Annotated in this window: 13 protein-coding genes; 5 read left to right on the top strand and 8 right to left on the bottom strand. The window is 53.3% G+C overall.

Translation table 11 applies throughout. The features are described from left to right. Positions 1–662 precede the first annotated feature (662 nt). From ACFE7X_RS19965 to hppD, 3 genes are all read right to left on the bottom strand, one after another. Positions 663–1817 (bottom strand): porin family protein, encoded by a 1155-nt coding sequence (locus tag ACFE7X_RS19965; RefSeq protein WP_375437457.1) that lies wholly within the window; start codon positions 1815–1817, stop codon positions 663–665. A 169-nt stretch (positions 1818–1986) separates the two neighbouring features. Further along, a complete protein-coding gene (locus ACFE7X_RS19960) occupies positions 1987–3723 on the bottom strand; it encodes a phospho-sugar mutase (protein ID WP_375437456.1) in 1737 nt (578 codons plus the stop codon). Between the two features lie 223 nt (positions 3724–3946). Next, the gene (gene hppD, locus ACFE7X_RS19955) at positions 3947–5080 is read right to left on the bottom strand and encodes a 4-hydroxyphenylpyruvate dioxygenase (protein WP_375437455.1); all 1134 of its coding nucleotides are present in this window, start codon (positions 5078–5080) and stop codon (positions 3947–3949) included. Positions 5081–5356: 276 nt separating this feature from the next. On the opposite strand from hppD, the gene ACFE7X_RS19950 reads away from it, so the two are divergent. Both ACFE7X_RS19950 and ACFE7X_RS19945 read left to right on the top strand, forming a co-directional pair. Continuing rightward, the gene (locus tag ACFE7X_RS19950) at positions 5357–5746 is read left to right on the top strand and encodes a hypothetical protein (protein WP_375437454.1); all 390 of its coding nucleotides are present in this window, start codon (positions 5357–5359) and stop codon (positions 5744–5746) included. Between the two features lie 91 nt (positions 5747–5837). Then, entirely contained in the window at positions 5838–6182 is a 345-nt protein-coding gene (locus ACFE7X_RS19945) for a DUF952 domain-containing protein (protein ID WP_375437453.1), read from the top strand. 803 nt (positions 6183–6985) lie between these two features. On the opposite strand, the gene ACFE7X_RS19940 is transcribed toward ACFE7X_RS19945, so the two are convergent. The 4 genes from ACFE7X_RS19940 to ACFE7X_RS19925 all read right to left on the bottom strand — a co-directional run bounded on the left by ACFE7X_RS19940 (position 6986) and on the right by ACFE7X_RS19925 (position 15251). Further along, positions 6986–8419 carry a carbohydrate-binding protein gene (locus ACFE7X_RS19940; protein WP_375437452.1) on the bottom strand — a complete coding sequence of 478 codons (1434 nt, stop codon included), beginning with the start codon at positions 8417–8419 and terminating at the stop codon, positions 6986–6988. A gap of 698 nt (positions 8420–9117) precedes the next feature. Further along, positions 9118–11016 carry an ABC-F family ATP-binding cassette domain-containing protein gene (locus tag ACFE7X_RS19935; RefSeq protein WP_375437451.1) on the bottom strand — a complete coding sequence of 633 codons (1899 nt, stop codon included), beginning with the start codon at positions 11014–11016 and terminating at the stop codon, positions 9118–9120. A 163-nt stretch (positions 11017–11179) separates the two neighbouring features. After that, positions 11180–14734 (bottom strand): PAS domain S-box protein, encoded by a 3555-nt coding sequence (locus ACFE7X_RS19930; protein WP_375437450.1) that lies wholly within the window; start codon positions 14732–14734, stop codon positions 11180–11182. Between the two features lie 283 nt (positions 14735–15017). Continuing rightward, positions 15018–15251: a hypothetical protein gene (locus ACFE7X_RS19925; RefSeq protein WP_375437449.1), complete on the bottom strand. Its 234-nt coding sequence runs from the start codon at positions 15249–15251 to the stop codon at positions 15018–15020. Positions 15252–15422: 171 nt separating this feature from the next. On the opposite strand from ACFE7X_RS19925, the gene murI reads away from it, so the two are divergent. After that, a complete protein-coding gene (gene murI / locus ACFE7X_RS19920; RefSeq protein WP_375437448.1) occupies positions 15423–16238 on the top strand; it encodes a glutamate racemase in 816 nt (271 codons plus the stop codon). A gap of 94 nt (positions 16239–16332) precedes the next feature. On the opposite strand, the gene ACFE7X_RS19915 is transcribed toward murI, so the two are convergent. Further along, positions 16333–17514, bottom strand: a complete 1182-nt coding sequence (locus ACFE7X_RS19915; RefSeq protein ID WP_375437447.1) for a DUF563 domain-containing protein — start codon at positions 17512–17514, stop codon at positions 16333–16335. 507 nt (positions 17515–18021) lie between these two features. Here ACFE7X_RS19915 and ACFE7X_RS19910 point away from each other — a divergent pair. After that, a complete protein-coding gene (locus ACFE7X_RS19910) occupies positions 18022–18717 on the top strand; it encodes a hypothetical protein (protein WP_375437446.1) in 696 nt (231 codons plus the stop codon). A 112-nt stretch (positions 18718–18829) separates the two neighbouring features. Beyond that, positions 18830–20002 (top strand): glutathionylspermidine synthase family protein, encoded by a 1173-nt coding sequence (locus tag ACFE7X_RS19905; RefSeq protein WP_375437445.1) that lies wholly within the window; start codon positions 18830–18832, stop codon positions 20000–20002. The last annotated feature ends 406 nt before the right edge of the window (positions 20003–20408 follow it).

Here is a 20408-nt window from a genome sequence, read left to right as displayed (position 1 = left end):
AGCGGAAAACGAAGCAAGAAGGATTCATTGTGCTTCACTCACTTTCGCTAAGAGGCCAGCAATAAAATGCTTGGCACTTTCCAGGCTCAAGCGAAGCTGTGCCGGATGAAGGCGGACAGGCTCCCGGCGGGAGTAGTAGAAGACAAAGCTCCGTGAAAGCAGCAACTAATCAGGTGGTTACGTCCGGCCTGAATACGTCGTGGCTGAAATCAAAACTAGAGGCATAAATCAGCAAATACAAATAGCAACTATGCCTTCAGCCATCGGAAACAGGCTGTACTAGCTCTTATCGTACGCTTAGTTCACACAAACCACTTACACTTTCGTGGTGTGCAACCACAGTAAGACGAGGTGTCCCGCACCACTGCGGCAGCTAACAAACAACGAATAAATTAGCTGGGCTACATCTGACTCGAGCAAAGTGCTACCAGCGCTTGTTCTTGTTTACCTAAAAAAAGCCCCATCTACGTTAGCAGTTGGGGCTTTTCGACCTGTTATGATTGAACGGTGACTTCTTCAGTTGACAACATTAAAGCAAGTTGTTGCCACTTATTTCAATAAGCCGACTGAGCCCGGTTTGTACCGGCTATGATGATAGAAGCCACTGATTCTTCTATTGCGTGCAAATATTTCGCACAGACAAGGCAAAGGCAAAACCCTAACTAAAACAGTACGCCAAAATCGAGGCGGAGCGAAATATGGTTAGGCGCTTGCTCAAAGCCACTTGCACTATCAGTGAGGTAGTCGGCTCGGGCCTCAACGGTAAACAAGGGCAGCCCGGGTTGTTGAATAAGCACCCCAATGCCTGCGGTGCCGCCTATGCTATTGCCACCGTGGATGTTTAAGGGCAAACGAGTCGGTGTAGGCTTGTTTGAATCTTGATAAACGTCTTCGGATCCATGATTTGTATTAAAGGCATAAACAGGTCCTGCGTTCAGGTAAGGTCGTAGATTTCCGGTACCTATGTTGTAGCGCAGTAATAATGGTACCTGTAGCTGTGCGTAGTTGATTACCAGCGTCCGGGTAGTGGTGTAGAAGGCGTTGCCGTTGTAATGGTTGCCAGGACCGTACTCGCCGCGGGCGGCTAAGTAGGTGGCTTCCAGCTGCAAAGCAAAATGTGACTTGCCGCTCACCAGCATCGAGATGCCCGCTTGGTAGCTAAGCTCCATCTTGCGCTGCTTGAGTTGCGTAAGCCCCGGAAAGTTGAAGCGCGTGGTATGAATACCGGCCTTTATACCGAAATGCGTTTTAGTGCCACGCGGCGTAGCTACCAGCGTAGTGGTTTGTTGTGGGTAGCGGCAGGTGTTATAGTCCCGCACCAAGCGCGTCTGGCCGCTGTAGGTGTAAGGGTAGGCGCGCTCGAACTTGCTATAAGCAAAGTCGAAGTTGGGGCAACCGGGCAACAGGCGCAAATAAGCAAGGCGAGCCGTGGTGGGTGGTATTGCTACCACATAAGCAGAATCCTGCGGCTGAAGAAAATAGCGCTTGTTGCCACCTGCGTCTTCGCCCGAGTACAAACTTACCGGACCCCGAACGAGCGGAGCCACAAACCGGAGCGTCCCGCCCGGCCCAATAGGCCGGCTCACCCATAAAGCGCCCGTCTCGTTGCCATAGCTGGTGGCTTGCGCCGGGCTGAAATCGGTGGTGGGCTGGTTAGGGCGGCGCAGCCGAATGGTTTGTTGCTGGGTACCTATCAGTAACACCTCTCCGCGCAGGGTGTCGCCGGCAGTGGTTACTACGTATTCTTGTTCTTTTTTTTGCGCAACGGTAATCGTAACAGATAACCCGAGAGTGGCGAGTAAAAGCTGGAGTCTCACTAACAAGTAGAAATAAATAGAAAAAGAGGATATAGTAACCGTATCGTCAAAACAGAAGGCAATAGGCCGGTTTCTAGCTCGACAGCAGCAAAGGTATTTCAACTAAGTGCATAATAAAAGGGCCTGGCTATATACCGCCAGGCCCTTTTGTAACTACATGACCAACTGCTTATTTCAGCTGCATGTCCTCTATTACAGCGATGATACGTTCGTTGAGCTGCTGCTCTACTTTCTCGAAATCGGCGGCCGAAGTAAGCGGCGCTTTCATGCTGAAGTAGAACTTGATTTTCGGCTCGGTGCCGGAAGGGCGGGCGGATATTTTGCTGCCGTCGGCGGTGATGAACTGGAGCACGTTGCTGGCTTCGAGGCCGGTGGGCTTCTCCTGCCCGGTGCGCAGGTCCCGAATTTGGCCGGTCTGGTAGTCGCGCAACTCTACCACTTCCGAGCCGGCAATGGTAGCTGGTGGGTTGGCGCGTAGGTCGCGCATCATTTCCTGAATTTCTTCGGCGCCGCGCTGGCCTTTCTTGGTGAGGGAAATCAGGTTTTCGCGGTATAGGCCGTAGGTGGCGTACATCTGGGTCATTTCCTCGTAGAGGGTGCGGCCGTTGTCTTTGGCCACCGCCGCCATTTCGGCTATCATAGCGCAGGCCGATATGGCATCTTTGTCGCGCACGAAGTCCCCGATCATGAAGCCGTAGCTTTCCTCGCCCCCGCCGATGTAGGTTTCCTTGCCCTCCAACTCCCGGATCAGGCCGGCAATGTACTTGAAGCCGGTCAGGGTTTGGTAGGACTTCACCCCGTAAGAAGTGGCAATGTCGCCGAGCACCTCACTGGTTACAATGGTGTAGACGATGAAGTCTTTGTCGGTCATTTTGCCGGCTTGCTTGCGGGCCGACAGCAGGTAGTACGTTAGCAGGGCCGCCGTTTGGTTGCCGTTCACAAGCACCCATTCGCCAGCGGTGTTTTTCACGGCCATGCCTACCCGGTCGGCGTCGGGGTCGGTGGCCAGAATGATGTCGGCATCCAGTTCCTTGGCTTGGTCGAGGGCCATTTGCATGGCTACTTTCTCCTCGGGGTTAGGCGACAGAACCGTGGGGAAATTGCCGTCGGGCGTGGCTTGCTTTTCTACAATGTGTACGTTGGTAAACCCCAGCTGGGCCAGTGCCTGCGGTACCAGCGTAATGCCCGTGCCGTGGATCGGCGTGTACACGATTTTCAGGTCGTGCTGGCGCTGAATGGCCGTTGGGTTGATGCTGAGCTCCTTCACCTGGGCCAAGTATTTCGCGTCAATATCTGCGCCAATTAGGTGCACTTTCGACTCGTCAGCCTGGAATTTCACTTCATCTACCGAGCGAATGGCTTCCACTTCCCGAATGATGTTTTTGTCGTGGGGCGCTACCACCTGGGCCCCATCGTTCCAGTACACTTTGAAGCCATTGTACTCCTTGGGGTTGTGCGACGCCGTAACAACGCAGCCGCTCTGGCAGCCCAATTCCCGGATGGTAAACGACAACTCCGGCGTGGGCCGCAGGGCCTCAAACAGATACACCGTGATGCCGTTCGCCGAAAAGATATCGGCCGCAATCCGCGCAAATTCTTTGCTGTTGTTGCGCGAATCGTGGGCCACGGCCACCTTGATTTCCTGGCCGGAAAACTGTTGCAGCAAGTAATTGCAGAGGCCCTGTGTAGCCATGCCCAGCGTGTAGCGGTTCAGGCGGTTGGAGCCGGCGCCCATGATGCCGCGCAACCCGCCCGTACCGAACTCCAAGTCCCGGTAGAAAGCATCAGACAAAAAATCTTCCTGATTTTGGGCCTGTAACTGACGAATCTCGTCTTTGGTGGTGGCGTCGTAGTTACCGGTTAGCCAAGTATCTATTTTCTGTTGAACTGCGGAGGTCAGGGCCATAGGGGATAAACTGAATGAAGAAAGAGCAAGGGAATGGCAGTAAAGAAAACAGGTTTACATGAAAAAACAGGCAAACCATTGCAAACAGAACAGGTTGCCTGCCTTCCTCGAATCATTGTTTGCCTGGAAAAAGCACTAGCCACGAGGCTGGCTTTCAAGGTGTAAATAGTAGGCAACCATGGAGCGGCTTCATGCTATGAGCAATAAGCTACTCTATGGTTGCCTACAGGTTGCCGCGCAGACCTTGCTCCCGCTCAATGGCCTCGAATAGCGCCTTGAAGTTGCCTTTACCGAAGCTCTTGGCGCCTTTGCGCTGGATGATTTCAAAAAACACCGTGGGCCGGTCTTCCACGGGCTTAGTAAAAATCTGAAGCAGGTAGCCTTCTTCGTCGCGGTCCACCAGCAGATTCAGGTCGCGGATGCTATCCAGGTCTTCGTCGATGTGGCCGACACGGTCCAGCAGGTCGTCGTAGTAGGAGGAGGGAACGGTCAAGAACTCCACGCCGCGGCGGCGCAGCTCCGAAACCGTGGCGCGAATATCGTGGGTGATGAGGGCCATGTGCTGCACCCCGGGCGAGTGGTAGAAATCAAGGTACTCCTCGATCTGGCTTTTCTTTTTGCCTTCGGCGGGCTCGTTGATGGGGAATTTCACGAAGCCGTTGCCGTTGCTTACCACCTTGCTCATCAGGGCCGAATACTCGGTGCTGATGTCGTCGTCGTCGAAGGTGATGAGTAGCTTGAAGCCCATTACGTCTTCGTAGAACTTCACCCACTGGTTCATCTCGCCCCAGCCGACGTTGCCCACGCAATGGTCCACGAACTGCAAGCCCACCGGCGCACCCTGCGGTACCTTGCTGGTGCGGGCCACAAAGCCGGGCAGGAACGGGCCGCGGTAGTTGCTGCGCTCCACAAAGGTGTGCACGGTTTCGCCGTAGGTGTAGATGCCCGCCAGGGTTACGGTGCCGTGCTCGTCCTCCAGGGTATAGGGCTCGAAGGCGACTTTGGCCCCGCGCTTGGTGGTTTCCTCGAAGGAGCGGCGGGCGTCATCCACCCACAAGGCCATCACCTTCACCCCGTCGCCGTGCTGGGCCACGTGCCGCGTGATATCGGAGTCGGGAAGCAGGGAGGTGGTTAGCACGAAGCGGATTTTGTTTTGCTGCAACACGTAGCTAGCCCGGTCGCGCATCCCGGTTTCGGGACCGGCGTAAGCCACCAGCTCGAACCCGAACGCGGCCTGGTAGTAGTACGCCGATTGCTTGGCATTACCGACGTAGAATTCGATGTGGTCGGTACCGTTCAGGGGCAGAAAATCCTGAGCGGAGTGGGCCTGTACGGCCGGGGAAGTCATGGTTTGCATACTAGTGGGTGGGGATGGGTGGACAGATGCCAGTAAAAATAACGCTTTGGGGGAGATTGGCGGCGGGCTAAGCAGTTGCCCCTCATGGCTGGTATTCTTGGCCAATGTTTCTTGCAAAAGAAGCCCTGCGAAAAGACCGTAATCTTTAACAGGCAACAAGTAAGTCGAGCCTGCTACCTTGCACTATTCTTCGTAAAATTGTGGTAGGAGAGGGGCGCTGCACAGAAATCAGGAAAAGCTCCCCACCTTTGTTACCTAACCTATTGCCTTACGCTTATGAATCTGGAAGAGCTGAACAGCGCCCTCGTTACTCTGATCGAGAAAAAGCAAGTGCTGCACGACATGAAGTACGACGACACTCGCTACGACGACGTTGAAGAAGAACTGCACGACCTAGAAGACGATTTCAATGACGAGTACGGGACCTATCTGGAAGCGGCGCTCGACAAAGTACACACCGACCTTAACTCCGACACCGACGTGCTGCTGCCCACGGCCTACCTGCCCTCTAGCATCGGTGGCACACCTTCGCCCAAAGAAGGCGTGTGGGTGGACTCAGAAAAGTATCCCGGCAAAGAAGCCCGCATCACGCTCGTGCCCAACCCAACGCGCATCGTGTTAACCGTTGGCAAAGCCGTGCAGCAGGAGCTGTGGAAAGCTAGTTAATTGATTTAGTGGCGAATGGCTAAGTGGTGGCTACTAAACACAACGTGGAGCGGTCAACCATTTAGCAATTCAACTATTTAACCGGTAAAATATGCTTTATCGCATAGCCGAGCCACTGGACTGGCAGCACGCTCAGCAAACCGGGTTCTTCGCCAGCGCCGACTTAGCGGCGGAAGGGTTTATTCACAGCTCTGAACGAAGTCAGATTCTGGAAACCGCGCGCCGCTACTATCCTGGCCGCACTGATCTGGTGCTGCTGGAGTGGGATGAAGAAGTGCTAGCCACCGCGTGCGTGCGAGTGGAGCGGGAATGGGTGGAAAGCCGGCAGGAGCATTTTGCGCACATCTTCAACCCAATCCCGCTGACGGCTATCCGGCGGCATTGGGCATTTGCTCCCGATGCCACTGGTGAGCTTCACTTGCCAGAAGAATTGTAAAGAAGAAACGGCCTTCTTCTTGCATAATCTTCAGCTAGTTTGCTTTCTCTTTAGTCTTATAAAACAGCGAATTAACTGATGTGGGGAGTTACGTGAGTTTCCCTCGCGCCACTATTGGCCGCCGGCTACGGGTACTGGCATTCTTTAAAGAGCGACCTTTCACCTTTGATTTCACGCAGGAATCTGGGCCCGCAACACGGTAGTTCGATTACTGCCACCATACCGATACGATAGTAAATTTAAAGCTAAAAAAGGGAGAGCCAGTAATTGGCTCCCCCTTTTTGCTGTAGAAATGAAATTGCAGTTTCCATCGTAGAAACGTAAGATATAGAGCCTACTTAACAAGGTTTTGGGATTATTTATGTGTTATTCCGATTACATCTAAAATCATTGCAATAGCCCGCCAAGTTGCCGCTCACGCGCTTACGGGTTGTTGCTTACGGCCTGCGGGCCTTCTTATTTTGTGACCATGACGCCCAGCCAGCACAGCGGGTTGTGGGCGAGTAGTTATGCGCGTAGCAAGAGTAGGGCCACCGATAGTATAGCGGCATGATTTAGCTTTGCTTGCTACGAGGAGCAGAAATTAGTATTCGATCCGCAATGAATCCCATGGAAGCGTGCTGGTGGCGCCTGAGGCCGACAAGTTCTACGAGTTGAAGCAAAGTCTAGAACACCACTCGCTCCGCCAAACCACCTTGGAACCAGGCCAGCGACTGCAAGGTTACGGGTACCTTCCTCATCACCACCAAGGCTAGCCGACCGTTGGCTGACCTTGGTGGTGATTGGGTTTCAAGAAGTGCAGTTTATTGCTTGCTGAAGCGGGATACCTGCTTCTTCTGGTTTACTCCTATAATTACCAAGGTGTATAGCCCCGGCTGTAGCTTCGAAATATCCAAGGCTTTGCCGGTGTAACGGCCGCTCCAAACTTGCTGGCCTTGCATATCGAGGATACTAACTTGGCTGGCCTCATCTGAAAGGCCAGTGAGAGTAAGTTGGTCCGACACCGGATTTGGGTACAGGGTTAGGCTGCCTGCTTTAATTGAGGGGGTAAGTTGATTGTCAGAAGCTTGCGCTGTACGGGCAGCGCCTTGTTTGGTGATGCGCAACCAGTTGAAATTCCAGCCGCCGGCCTGTGCAAATACGCCAAAATTGTAGGTGCCCGCATTCACGTACACGGTATGCGAAACCGTGGTCCAGTTTTGCCAGCCGCCCGTAGCCGGGATAGTCACCGTGCCGAGTTGGGTGGAACCAGCGTTGAGGTCGGCGGACAGGCGGCTGCCGCTCGGGCTGGCCACGCGGTACTCGATGGTATAATTGCCGGAAGTGGGGAAGTTCACGTTGTTGTACGCCATCCAGTCGTTGGCGTCGATGTAGGCTACGTTTTGGCCGCCGCCCGTGTCGGCGCAGTTTTCCAATTGCACTCCGTTCATCGAGCCGTAGCTTTCCGCTTGGATTTGCGTCGTGGTGGGCGTCGTGGTGCCGGTTTTCTGGTATACCCGCACATAATCGACGTACATAGTGGCGGGTAGCTTGCTTTCATCTACGGTTTGGCCGGGCCAGTTGCCGGCCACTGCTAGATTCAAGAGCAAGAAAAAGGGCCGATGAAATTCCTCGGTGCTGCCCGCATTGTTGAGGATACTCATCATGTGGAACTGCGTGCCGTCCACAAACCAGCGAATGGCGCTGGCGTCCCATTCCACGCTGTACACATGGTAGTCCTGGGGCGTCGTGACGATGCTACCGCCGTACTCGGCGTGGCCGTTGCTGTCCCAGTGCGGCGTGCCGTACGTTTTGTTTTCCGAGTTGATGTGCTCCATAACATCAATTTCGCCGCAAGCCGGCCAACTCACTGTGCTGATATTGCCGCCCAGCATCCAAAACGCCGGCCACAGCCCTTGGCCGAGGGGCAGCTTCATGCGGGCCTCCATCCGTCCGTAGGTGAATTCTTTACGGCCTTTCGTAATCATGCGGGCCGAGGTGTAGGGCATGCCCCCTACAGTTTGCTTTCGGGCCGTGATAAGCAAGTTGCCGTTGGCTACCGAAGCATTGGCCGCCTGGTAATATTGCTTCTCGTTGTTGCCCCAGCCGCCGCCGCCCGTCTCAAACTGCCAATCGGGGCTGATGCTGCCGTTGAACTCGTCGGCCCAGACAAGCTGGTAGGTTTGGGCTTGCACAGAAATGTGGCTCAGAAGCGCACAGGCTACGGCACCAAGTAAAGAGCGTAAAGTGGTTTTCATGGTAAGTAGAAGTGGGTTGGTGGGAATAAAGAAAGCGCAAGTGAAAACTGATGCGGGGTTTACTGTAATGAACTTGTTAACAGGTATTCGGCGCACGAGAGCCGCATTGGCTCCGTCAACTTCTTATGCTTTGCTAATGAAGTTGCCACTGGTATATCCCCTCATAGTGCAACAAACGGAGGCCAAGCAAAACAGCAATTCTGGCAGTGGGTATTACCTAAATGTTTGCACTCTGCCCGCTAAATGCAAGACCCAAAATGGTGTGCATATTCTCGAAAAGGGTTGTCAACCCATGGCATACCATATATTGTACACGTACAGCACAAGCTGAAAAGCCACCCATTGCGTACCAAACTACTGATGCTTCCAGCGTAACTGCACCGGCTTTCCGCTTAAGCAACAAGTGAATTAGCGCCTTGCTATTAGTGCTTTTTGCACAAATGCCAAAATGTTATTGGCCTGCTTTGCGCTTTCCTATCACTGCCAAACCCAAAAGTTGTTATAGCATCGTAGGATAGCTGAACAGCTGCCTAATACAAATGCTCTTAGCTGAATTATATAGAGCAAAAGGTTGAACCTCGTTCAATTATTTTGTCAGGCAGTTAGCTTACAGCTAAGCTGGATCTAAACAACAAACGGCCCCGATATATCAGGGTCGTTTGTTGTTTAGGAGTAGGTGCAATCAAGCAAAGCAGGACTTACACAAAATCGGCCAATTCCAACCATCTTTCGCCTTTGGCATCCAGTTCGGCGTCGGTGCGCTTGAGTTGGGCGGCCCAATCGGCTAGTTCGGTGTGGGAACCAGTGCCGGAGTTCAGCTTTTCGATAAGCTGCTGCTTGAGGACTTCCAGTTGCCCTAGCTCTTTTTCCAGGGTTTCATACTCTTTTTTCTCGGCGAAGCTAGCCTTGCGCTTAGGCAAGGCCACTGCTGGAACGGGCGCCGGCGCGGTTGTCTGGTTCACTGATTTCAGGGCTTTCTCGGCGTCGCGGGCCCCGGTGTTGGCGGGTTGCTCTTGCAGCCACTCGCGGTAGTCGGTGTAGTTGCCGGGGAACTGGCGGATTATACCGCCTGGCTCCAGCGCAAACACCTGCTCCACCAGCGCATCCATAAAGTATCGGTCGTGCGAGACGATGATCAAGCAGCCCGCAAACTGAAGCAGGAAATCTTCGAGAATGTTGAGCGTGATGATATCGAGGTCGTTGGTCGGCTCGTCGAGAATCAAGAAGTTTGGGTTCTTGATCAGCACGCGCAACAGTTGCAGCCGGCGCTTTTCGCCCCCGCTTAGCTTGTTAACCAGCGTATATTGTTGGGCCGGCGGAAACTGGAAGTGCTGCAAGAACTGCGAGGCCGTTATCACGCTACCATCGGCCATTTCTATGACCTCAGCCACTTCCTTCACAATGTCAATGACGCGCTGCGTAGGGTCGAAAACCAACTCGGTTTGGGTGTAGTAGCCGAACACGGTGGTTTGGCCGGCATCCACTATGCCCGAGTCGGGAGCTAGTTGCTTGGTGAGCATGTTGAGCAGCGTGGTTTTGCCCGCGCCGTTGGGACCTACCAAACCAATCCGGTCTTTTTTCTTGAACACGTAGCTGAAATCGTCGAGCACCACTTTGTCGCCGAACCGTTTGCTCAAATGCTGCACTTCGATGATTTTGCCACCCTGGCGGGTGGTTTTCACTGAAAGCTCCATTTCGGGTCCCTTGATTTTAGTGCGGGCCTTTTCCTGCGTTTCATAGAAAGCATCGATGCGGGCTTTTTGCTTGGTGCCGCGGGCTTGGGGCTGGCGGCGCATCCAGTCCAGCTCTTTGCGGAGCAGGTTGCGGGCCTTTTCCACTTCGGCGGTTTCCATCTGCTCCCGGTCAGCCTTCTTCTCCACGAAGTAGGCATAGTTGCCCTGGTAGCGGTGCACCCGGCCCTGGTCGAGCTCTACAATTTCGTTGGCCACCCGGTCCAGGAAGTACCGGTCGTGGGTTACCATCAGCAGCGTGAGACTCGGGGAAGCCAGCCGGTTTTCCAGCCACTCAATAGTAGCCAGGTCCAAATGGTTGGTAGGTTCATCAAGAATCAGCACGTCGGGCTCCTCAATCAGCACGCGGGCCAGGGCCACGCGCTTGCGCTGCCCACCCGAAAGCTTGCTCACGTTGCGCTGTAGCAACTCGCCGAGAATACCCAGCTTCCCCAAAATCTGCTGCACCTGCGACTCATAGTCCCAGGCGTTATAGGAGTCCATCAGTTCCATCACCCGCTGCAAGTCGGCGGGCTTGTGGTTGGGGTCGTTCACGACGTGCTCGTAGTCGCGAATAGCGGCCAGCGTGTCGTTTTGGCTAGCAAAGATGGTTTCCTCAACCGTCAGCGTTTCATCGAACACCGGCTGCTGGCCCAAGAAGGCCACGCGGGTGTCTTTGCGGGTGCTTAGGCTGCCCGTGTCCGGTGGTTCGATGCCGGCCAGAATGCGCAGCAGCGTGGTTTTTCCGGAGCCATTGATGCCCACCAAGCCCACGCGCTGTCCCTGCGACAGACCAAAGTTCAATTCCCGGAAAAGCCACCGGTCGGCATAATTCTTCGAAAGGTTCTCAGCAGAAAGCAGATTCATAGTGCAAAGGTAGCCAGGGCCAAGCACCCAAAAAGCACAACCGCACAATTCCTCTCATTTGTTGCCGTCAACGCAACCTACTCATGTTGGGTGAAGACCTTGTTTTGGTTTCTACTCAAAGCTTGAAAGCAATCAAGAATGGTTGCCTCATCGGGGAGAAGCCTTAAAACCTTTTCACCACTTTTTCTGACAAGTCATTATGCATCAGCCCAATCGTTTGTTGTAGTAGCTCAACAACAGTTTCGATCAGGGGTGGTAACACCGCCGCATCAAAAGCCGCATCCCACTTGTCTAGATGTTCCACGAGCGGAAGCAGCTGGTGCATGTGCAGATGATCGAGGCTGGGCTTGAGCTTGTGCGTAGTGGCCCGCAGCAGCTTGACGTCGTACGTATGTAGAACTTTATTCAGGTCGTGCACTGCCTCCTCGCAGCTTTCAATGAAAGATTCGAGCATGAGAACCACAAACTCCTTGTCGCCCTGCCCGATTTGGTACAAGAGGTCGAGCTTGTAGAGTGCTGGCGGTTGGCTTGTGGCCACTGTCGCCGGGGCTGATTGAGGCGTCTCCGAGTTGGGTTGGTGCGTGTCGAGCACCCAATCGCCAATCAGTTTCAGCAATTCATCTTCTTGAAATGGCTTGGCCAAGTAATCGTTCATGCCCGCCGCCAAGCACTTTTCTCGCTCCCCCTTGATAGCATTGGCTGTAAGGGCAATGATGGGGGTGGAAAGGGCCAGCTCTTGGCGCAAAACGCTGGTAGCTTCCAGTCCATTCATCACGGGCATCTGCACGTCCATCAGAATCAGGTCGTAGTGGTGGGTGCGCGCCATTTCCACCGCCAGCGCCCCGTTCTCGGCTTCCGCTACTTTGATGTGCGCATTGGTAAGCAACGCTCTGGCAATCTGACGGTTGAATTTGTTGTCTTCCACCACCAGCACTTCTTTGCCCCGCAGCTTTTCGCGAAACCTATGATCGGTCACTTCCTTGCGGGGCATATCGGCTTCCGCGCCCTCCACCAAAACGAGCGAGAAAGTGCTGGCCGTGCCTTTGTTTTTCTCGCTGGTGATCTGTAATTCGCCGCCCATCAAATTCACCAAGCTTTTGCTGATGCTCAAGCCCAGGCCCGTCCCCCCGAACTTTCGGGTAACAGACGAGTCTTCCTGACTGAATTCCTGGAAAATATGGTGCAGATAATCAGGGGCAATACCAATGCCGGTATCAGCCACTGTAAACTTGATTTCTACGGCCTTGGTCTCCTGACCAACCAGTTCGCAGGATATCGAAACGCGGCCTTTCTCCGTGAACTTAATGGCATTGCCGGCCAGGTTTAAAAGAACCTGCGTGAGGCGATACGGGTCGCCGAGCAGTACGTGCGGCAACTCGGGCGCAATTTCCGTCACGAAAGACAACCCCTTTTCTTCGGCCTTGTAGAGCAGCGTTTTTTCGATCTGCGCCATGAGTTGGCTGACATTAAAACCGATCTTCTCGACTTGCAGTTGGCCGGCTTCAATTTTGGAAAGGTCCAGAATATCGTTGATGATGACCAGCAGGTTTTCGCCCGAAGTGGCAATGGCTTGCAAGTAGTCGTCCTGATCGGGTCGGAGCGGGGTTTTGGCCAACAACTGACTCATGCCCAAAATGGCGTTCATGGGCGTGCGAATCTCATGGCTCATATTGGCCAGAAACAGTTCTTTGGCCCGCGACGATTCTTCGGCGTGTTCTTTGGCTTTGCGCAGCTTGTTTTCCAGTTCCTTCTGATGCGTGATATCGAGCGTGATGCGAATAGTGCCGATAATGTGCCGCTCATCGTCATAGACGGGGGCCCGGCTAACCAGCAGCCACTTCGGGCTGCCGTCCTTGCTGCGCGCCGACAGTTCGTAGGCGTCTTCGCCTTCGCGCGCCACCTGCGAAGTTTCCTGCGTGAGCAGGGGCCGCAGGAAATCCTGGGTGACTATTTCGGTGGTAGAAAAGCCGAGCGTCTCGCAAAAAACCTGATTGACGTACACCACTTCGTCCACCAAATTGGTTTCTACGAGTCCCAGCTTCATTTGCTCGATGATGCGCCGGTACTTTTCTTCCCGCCGTTTCAGAGCTTCCTCGGCGTTTTTCTGTTCGGTAACGTCCTGGAATTTCCAGAGATACCCTAAAGAAGCGTTGTCGCTGTAAATAGGAATGAAGTCGCGCTGAAATACTTGTCCGTTTTTGCGCGGTAGTAGTTCACCAATTACGGCATGCTGCTTTAGATTCCGTCCATCCCTTCCGGCCAGCCAATCTGGCTCCGGTGTAGTTGCAGTTTTGGCCGCTACCAAGGACACGGTTTCAACCCCGACCAACTGCTCAGGCGTCTTTCCCAAACTCAGCATCGAGCAAAACGCTTCGTTTACGAGTACCACCCGGCGGTTTTCGTCCTCCAGCAAAATGCCCTCTTGAAAGTTGGCAATGGTAGCGGACAAGCGCCGTTTCGAAGACTCGATGGCGAGGTTGGCTTGTTTTATTTCCGAGATATCAGTGTGCACTCCCGTCATAATCAGCGGGTTGCCATCCGCGTCGTACTTGGTTATGAGGCCGCGGGTCAGTACCCACTTGTACTCACCGTTGCGGCACATCAAGCGGCGCTCCACCGAATAGATGGGCACATCACCGCGCAGATAGGCATTGGAGGCCTCGGTACTGGCCGCTAGGTCGTCGGGATGCACGTGGGTGTGCCAGGCCTGAAAACCTTCCGGAAAATCATCGTCAGGGTACCCGAGCATGGCCCGGTAGGCATTCGAGAAGTAGTCGTCTCCGGTCTGGTAGTTGAATTCCCATCCTCCGTCGCCGAAACGCTCAATGGCTAAAAGCCAACGATGCTCATTGTCTTGAATGGCTTCCTCGGCCGTTCGCAGCGGCGTCTCGTCGAGCAGAATGCCGCTATAAAGCACGCCTTCGGCGTCGCGAGTTGATGCTTGGTATTTGCCGCTGCACCAGCGCAACGGATGGTTAGGTACAAGTAAGCGTCCTTCAAAGGAGTTTGTATCCGCTTCGTTGTCGGAGGGAGACAGGAATTTGGTCCATGCCCTACGGTCATCCGGATGAACTACCGCCATTAAGTCGTTTAGCTGCGTTGGCAGAAACCCAAAGATTTCCTGGGCAGTATCACTGATAAAAGTTAGGCGGGAGGTGCCATCGTAGTTGGCTCGCCACTGAAATAGCACGCCCGGTACTTGCTCGGTGAGGTAGCGCAACTGTGCCTCGCGGGCTAGGTGTGTAGCTTCTACTTTCTTTTCAGTGGAAATATCCTCTAGGAAGGCGAGGAAATAGGGTGGATCTTCTGACGTAGGCGAGGGAGCTAGCTGTAGTTTTATTCGTACCCAACGGGCCGGGCCTTTGTCGGTACGTGCTACTCCTTCATAGTGAAAGCTCGACAGCGAGGCAAGGCTTGCCAGGGGAGTGAAAAGTGGGGTAGCACCACGTAATTCGGGAGGGAGTACCGCCCAGAGTGTTTTTCCTAGTACCTCGACCTCGTCGGGCGCACTGCCAAGCAATGCAGTGAAGCCATCGTTCACCCAAGTAAGTTGCCCTAGCCCGTCTAAGAGTGCCACTGCCGTGAAGGCGTGCTGCACAAGCAACAAGGCTTGTTTTAGTTGATTAGGTGCGTAGCTAGTTGGTAAGGAGGGTTCGGTCTGTTTTTCGGACGACGTCTGCGCGCTTAGTGAGGACGTATGAATACCGGCTTCTTCCATAGCAATAGTTGCACATTAATCCTTTTATAAAGTTACTGAGCCAACTTTATACGCTTTAAAGACGGAGTGCAAATTTAACTTCTTGCTGTTCAATCGAGATAGATACTATCCTCTAAGCTACTAAAATTTAATGTTCCAATACTATCCAAAGTGTACTAAGCTCAACGGCTGTTGCCTGCTTATCGGAGTTGCTGAAACTATAATAAGCTACAATTCTTGTAGTTAATTGTAGCTTTTTCAAGCGGCTTAGCACCAAACCATCTTTGGAGTTGCAACCGGTGATTTATATCACCCGCACCCGGTCCACATGAATGTCGTCGCGCAGGATTTCCAAACCCTTGTATGCGAGCGGGCGCCCCGTATTGTGGGTTAGGTCGCCACCGGCGGCGTGTAGATGCGCCACGTCCAGGATGAGCTGGGTGTATTTTCGTTCGCCTAACTCAATGGCAACCGGGCGGCCCTGGGTGGAATCGAAGGCCGCCAAGGCTTGGTTGATTTCCTCCAGAATCTTGCTCATAGAATCAACGAATTTTCAACGGGCAATTAACAATTAATATTCAAGCAACAAGGGTGACCTCAAGATGAGTTATTAGAAAACAACAACTTTGTGAGCTTGGTCTTCGCTCAAGCTTAACGGTAGCTTATTTAGTTGCCTACTCTCATTGCGTCTTCACTTGGCACCTTTCAAATGAACCTCACTACTCGCCCTATCGGCGTATTCGACAGCGGCATCGGCGGGCTTACGGTGGCGCGCGCGGTAGCCCGTGAATTGCCTCACGAGCGGCTCGTTTACTTTGGCGACACCGCCCACCTGCCCTACGGTGATAAGTCCACGGCCGCTATTCAAGCGTATGCGGTTAAAATCTGTGATTTGCTGCTCAAGCAGCAGTGCAAGGTGATTTTGATTGCCTGCAATTCGGCTTCGGCGGCGGCGTACGAATTGGTGCGCGAATATGTCGGCTCTAAGGCGCGGGTGCTCAACGTCATCGACCCGATTGTGGCGCATGTGGGCGCGGCCTACGCGGGACGTACCGTGGGCCTGATCGGGACCAAGCAAACCGTAAATAGCAACGTGTACCGCAAAAAGATAGACGATTTGGACGCGGGCGTGCAGCTTCAGAGCTTGGCTACGCCCCTGCTGGCTCCTATGATAGAGGAAGGCTTTTTTGCGAACACCATATCCGACAGCATTATTCGCTCTTACCTTACCAACCCCGCCCTAGACGATATCGAGGCGCTGGTGCTGGCCTGTACGCATTACCCGCTGATAAAAAGGCAGATTGCCGAGTACTACCAGGGCGAAGTGGAAGTGTTGGACGCATCCGATGTAGTGGCCGCGCATGTGAAGAAATACTTAGAGGAAAACCACTTAGCGGCCCTGCCTGGCCCGAATCCGCCGGCCCACCATTTCTACGTTTCCGACTTCACCCGTTCGTTTGAAGAAAGCACCCGCATTTTTTTCGAGCGGGAAGTGCACTTAGAGCATTACCCGCTCTGGGAGTAAGAACAGGCCGTATAGCAAGGCCTGTCCAAGCGAACATATACCATTCCATTTCCAGTCAATGCTCAGCGTCGGCGTGCAAGCGCTCAAACTGCCGCTACTTATGATTTAGAGTTTTGTGTTCGTGCACAGCGCTTTGCTCCTGGAGCAGTATCTGATTGAGTTTGTCTTTTAAAGTATCAATATCCACCACGATGTCGTCGGCTACGTTGGCCCAGTGGTTGTGTCGGGAGCCAGCGCTGTAGTCTACTAGAAAGTCGTACTTCAACCCGAGCATGGTGCACATGTAGTAGTAGAAGTTAGGTGTGTAGCTGCCAGCAAAAAACTCCATTACCTGGGTTCCCTCATCGCACCACAGCAGATTGGTGAGCGCCGCGCCGTGGGGCGCTACAATCACCGAAGCATTCTGAAACAAGTGAATCTGCTCGTCGAGGCTGTGCGGCTCGTCCTCGATAACCTCGATTCCATAGGTGGCCATGATTTCTCGTACCTGGCCCTCATTCAGCACCCGCCGCCGACCCTTGCGCGAGAGGTAGAGCTTTTTCTTTTCAGTGGCCGCAATAGGGAGAGAACTACGGAAGCGGTTGCGCAAAAGCATCATATCGCTCAGACTGGAGCACCAAGTCAAGTGGTTATTGGCCACTATCACAGATTCCGCCTCGATAGCCGTTCCCCAGTAGGGGGCCGTATCAATAATTGAGCTTTTGGGAATGCCTAGTTTTTCAAGGAACTCGCGCTCGTACTGCGTGTGCTGCAACGGATAGCAAATTTTGGCTTGCTGCCATATGTCGGGCCCGTACACGCTTTCAATCCGGCACAGCTTGCCGACGACAAACGTGGTGTAGTCGTAAAACCCTTTCCAAAAGTGCGACCAAGGCGCTATCACCAGCGGGTACTTATCCCACTTCTTCTTGATGGGCGAGTCGAGCAAGCCCGCCGTGGAGGTGAAATCCAGGTCCAGTAGCCATTTTTTATTGGCCAACAGCCCGCCGGAGCGACAAATAGTCAACGATTGTATGGGGCCACCAACAGTTACTTGCCAGACGTAGTCGGGCCGAAATGCTCTGATTTCTTCGGGATGATGCACATTCCCCGCGTTAACCGGGGCCAATTTCGGCAGATGAACGGGAGGGGACTGCTTGGCAAAAACCACACTGTCCTTGAGTAGGTCGATACTATTCGCGCGCGTTAGGGGAGCTCGCCACACGTTCTTCGAAGCCGAAAGCAATGCTTTTTTTAAGGCGGTCTTGGCATTTCCGGCTAACTCTATCAGTCTCATATCCACTCTTAATATTATAAGAAAGCAGCAGAGGCTAGACATTCTGCTCATCTGTTGTGCTAAGGCTCCGCTTTCGCCATGAGTGAAATCGTGCAGGACAAAAAATGCCCTTGGGGTTCAGGACATATACAGCTAACTGATTGATTGCGTTGGCAATGCATAGTGTAAGAGTTATATGAATTCAAATAATTCATAAGGTTTTTCTTGTTAACCTGAATCGTATGAGATACAAATCCGGTAGCAATAGCCAAACTCGCAAAGCTGACTCCGCCGATTGGGACCCTAGGATCTAGTAGGCTGGAGAGTTGTTCTCAATGAGTTGTATTGGCTGGCGTCTTTCGTGTTGAGGCATCAAGTTTCGGCCTCGTGCATCGTTGTTTCGGTTAGAAGTACCTTTACTTAAAGGTTTATAAAGGAATTTGCTTTTATGCCTCAACCGCTGGATTGAAATTCCTGTATTGCTCGTTATCACCACTAACACCCACCTGCAACTAGTATCACTCAGCCATGAACAAACCCTACTTCCGCCTTGGCGACTGGCGTCGCAACGTGTTGATGGTTGCTGCGGCCGCCAGCTTGGGAATTGGCCTGCCCGCATGTTCCAGCAATTCCAACTCAGAAACCGCCGCTACAGAAGGAGACTGGAGCAGCGGCAACGGCACCACCGATTCGTACTCTGAAGGTGTTATCACTGAAATGACGGAAGTGCAACCCGGTCAGTGGAAAATTACGGCCGAGCGGCCCGCCGGCAAAGAGCAAGTAGCTGCTGTACTCAAGCATTTCGACGGCAAAGTAGACACCCTGCAAGGCCAGGCACTGCAAAAGCAAATGCAGGATTACAGCCGAGCTTATCCCGAAAATCGGGCTGGCGGCACCGGCATGATGGACATTCTGATGTGGGGCGGTATCGGGTACATGGCTGGCCGCTTCCTCACCCCCAATGTAGGAGCGTACGCCAATCCGGGCTTGGTTCAGCAAAATAACGGCTGGCGGAGCCGTGTCGCGCAGGAGCGAGGCCAGGGGCGAGGCTTTTTTGGGCGAGGTTTTGCAGGCAGCCGCACGTCGTCATCGGCGGGAATTCGGCCCAGCACCAGCGTTACGCGCACTACTGGCTTTGGGCGGAGTAGTGTGCGTAGCACCGCACCATCTGGCCGCAGTTCTGGTTTCGGTAGCCGCGGCAGCAGTCGGGGTTTCGGGGGTTAGAAGTTTAAATTTAAAAAGGACGGATCAAGGAAAAGGGAAGCCTGAGCGGCGAGGCAGTTCGGCTTCCCCTTCCTTGATCCTGCTTTGTTGTTGGATACCAATTCTTTTGAAGATGATCAAGCTACTGCCACTCTCCGGCGATGTCAGTCCTGCCGTGCGCGGCCTTGGCTGGGACTGGGCCATCGAGGACGCCTGCCAGAACTACGTGGCCCGCGAAGCACTGCAATTGCCTGAGGCTACCGCCGATGTGCTGCTGCAAGCTGCCGATACGCTCTACGACCTATTGGTGCAGTCCATTCCCGATGCCATTCCCGACGACCTGCTGCGGCTGCTAGCTATTCCCGAGAATTTATGGGCTGCCATTCGTCATTCCTGGAATGACGACCGGCACTGGCACCTCTACGGCCGCTTCGACTTGGCCGATACGCCCGACGGGCCTAAGCTGATCGAGTTCAATGCCGACACTGCCACCAGCCTACCCGAAACGGCCGTAGTACAGTGGGCAAGCTTAGTAGCCGCTGGTCAAGCCGAGGACGATCGGCAAGTGAATGGCCTCTTCGAAGGCCTACAAAATCAGCTAGCTCACTGGCTGGAACTCAACAACGACCTGGAGCCTACTCTGCTTCTAATCCACCTTCCTGACAGTGAGGAGGATGCGGCCAATTGCGCCGTAGTAGCGGAAGCTGCTACGGAAGCTGGCTTCGAGTTAGTTCATATCTGCTCTGTTGATGCCATGCAGGTATCCGTGCAAGGGGAGGAGCGGGGGGCTTGGGTGGAAACGGAACCCGGCCAGTGGCAACGCTTCGGGTTTGTGTTCAAGCTAGTACCCTGGGAAATCCTGGCCGACGAGGAGCCCGAGTTGACTGCTAATCTCACGCAGTTGCTGCAAAGCCGCGACTTAATCATTGCCAATCCGCCGTACACACTTTTGTTTCAAAGCAAAGGCATACTGGCGTGGTTGTGGCAAAATTTTCCCCATCATCCACTGCTACTGGAAGCTTCCCTGCAAGACTTGGAAGGCCGCTACGTCCGCAAACCTTTATTAGGTCGTGAGGGTCAGAACGTAATGGAAATGAACGATGGGCGTCCTGGGCAAGCAGTAGATGGTGATTTTGCCCGCCAACCCCAAGTTCGTCAGCGCTTCGCGGAGTTGCCACAGGACATTGAGGGCCGTTGCTATCAAGCTGGTGTATTCTGGGCCGGAACTGCCTGCGCCATTGGCTTCCGCCGTGAAGCAGGATTTATTACAAATCTATCAGAGTTTGTACCTCACATCATTTTGTAGCTAAATCACGCTACAAATAATATTAATTACTGCTTGTAATCTGTGGATAAGGTCTGATATAATAGATGTACTTGACTAGCCTTGAAATGACAGTTAATCTGCGAAATTCAGTGGCTTGTTTTTACACAATAAAATCACAGAGATAAATTGTGCACTTTTACTATAATATTGCATTAAAGTATTAGATAGGGGGTAGGGCATAGGTGTTTGGCTGTTTTCATACCAATCAGACAATTAAGGGGATGGTTCAAGCTATCCATGATTCTATCGGTGCCTGCTGTACGGCCAACCTAAATGCTTGGTAGGCTGATTTAACTTAAGGGGCGGGTCTCCAAAAATGTACAGTTACACTTTGTAGCAAGTCGTTTCTTTACCTATAGCTGCGGCATTACAGGTTATATAGCTG

Source organism: uncultured Hymenobacter sp. (assembly GCF_964242765.1).
Lineage (GTDB): Bacteria > Bacteroidota > Bacteroidia > Cytophagales > Hymenobacteraceae > Hymenobacter.
The sequence above is the reverse complement of the archived record's forward strand: the minus strand, read 5'-3'. Positions and strand labels throughout refer to the sequence as shown.

What these genes read in the sequence shown, in the direction of transcription:
- ACFE7X_RS19935 (WP_375437451.1), bottom strand. Translation starts at nt 11,016, where the DNA reads ATGAATCTGCTTTCTGCTGAGAACCTTTCGAAGAATTATGCCGACCGG.
- hppD (WP_375437455.1), bottom strand. Translation starts at nt 5,080, where the DNA reads ATGCAAACCATGACTTCCCCGGCCGTACAGGCCCACTCCGCTCAGGAT.
- ACFE7X_RS19915 (WP_375437447.1), bottom strand. Translation starts at nt 17,514, where the DNA reads ATGAGACTGATAGAGTTAGCCGGAAATGCCAAGACCGCCTTAAAAAAA.
- ACFE7X_RS19905 (WP_375437445.1), top strand. Translation starts at nt 18,830, where the DNA reads ATGATCAAGCTACTGCCACTCTCCGGCGATGTCAGTCCTGCCGTGCGC.
- ACFE7X_RS19950 (WP_375437454.1), top strand. Translation starts at nt 5,357, where the DNA reads ATGAATCTGGAAGAGCTGAACAGCGCCCTCGTTACTCTGATCGAGAAA.
- murI (WP_375437448.1), top strand. Translation starts at nt 15,423, where the DNA reads ATGAACCTCACTACTCGCCCTATCGGCGTATTCGACAGCGGCATCGGC.
- ACFE7X_RS19910 (WP_375437446.1), top strand. Translation starts at nt 18,022, where the DNA reads ATGAACAAACCCTACTTCCGCCTTGGCGACTGGCGTCGCAACGTGTTG.
- ACFE7X_RS19940 (WP_375437452.1), bottom strand. Translation starts at nt 8,419, where the DNA reads ATGAAAACCACTTTACGCTCTTTACTTGGTGCCGTAGCCTGTGCGCTT.
- ACFE7X_RS19945 (WP_375437453.1), top strand. Translation starts at nt 5,838, where the DNA reads ATGCTTTATCGCATAGCCGAGCCACTGGACTGGCAGCACGCTCAGCAA.
- ACFE7X_RS19960 (WP_375437456.1), bottom strand. Translation starts at nt 3,723, where the DNA reads ATGGCCCTGACCTCCGCAGTTCAACAGAAAATAGATACTTGGCTAACC.
- ACFE7X_RS19925 (WP_375437449.1), bottom strand. Translation starts at nt 15,251, where the DNA reads ATGAGCAAGATTCTGGAGGAAATCAACCAAGCCTTGGCGGCCTTCGAT.
- ACFE7X_RS19930 (WP_375437450.1), bottom strand. Translation starts at nt 14,734, where the DNA reads ATGGAAGAAGCCGGTATTCATACGTCCTCACTAAGCGCGCAGACGTCG.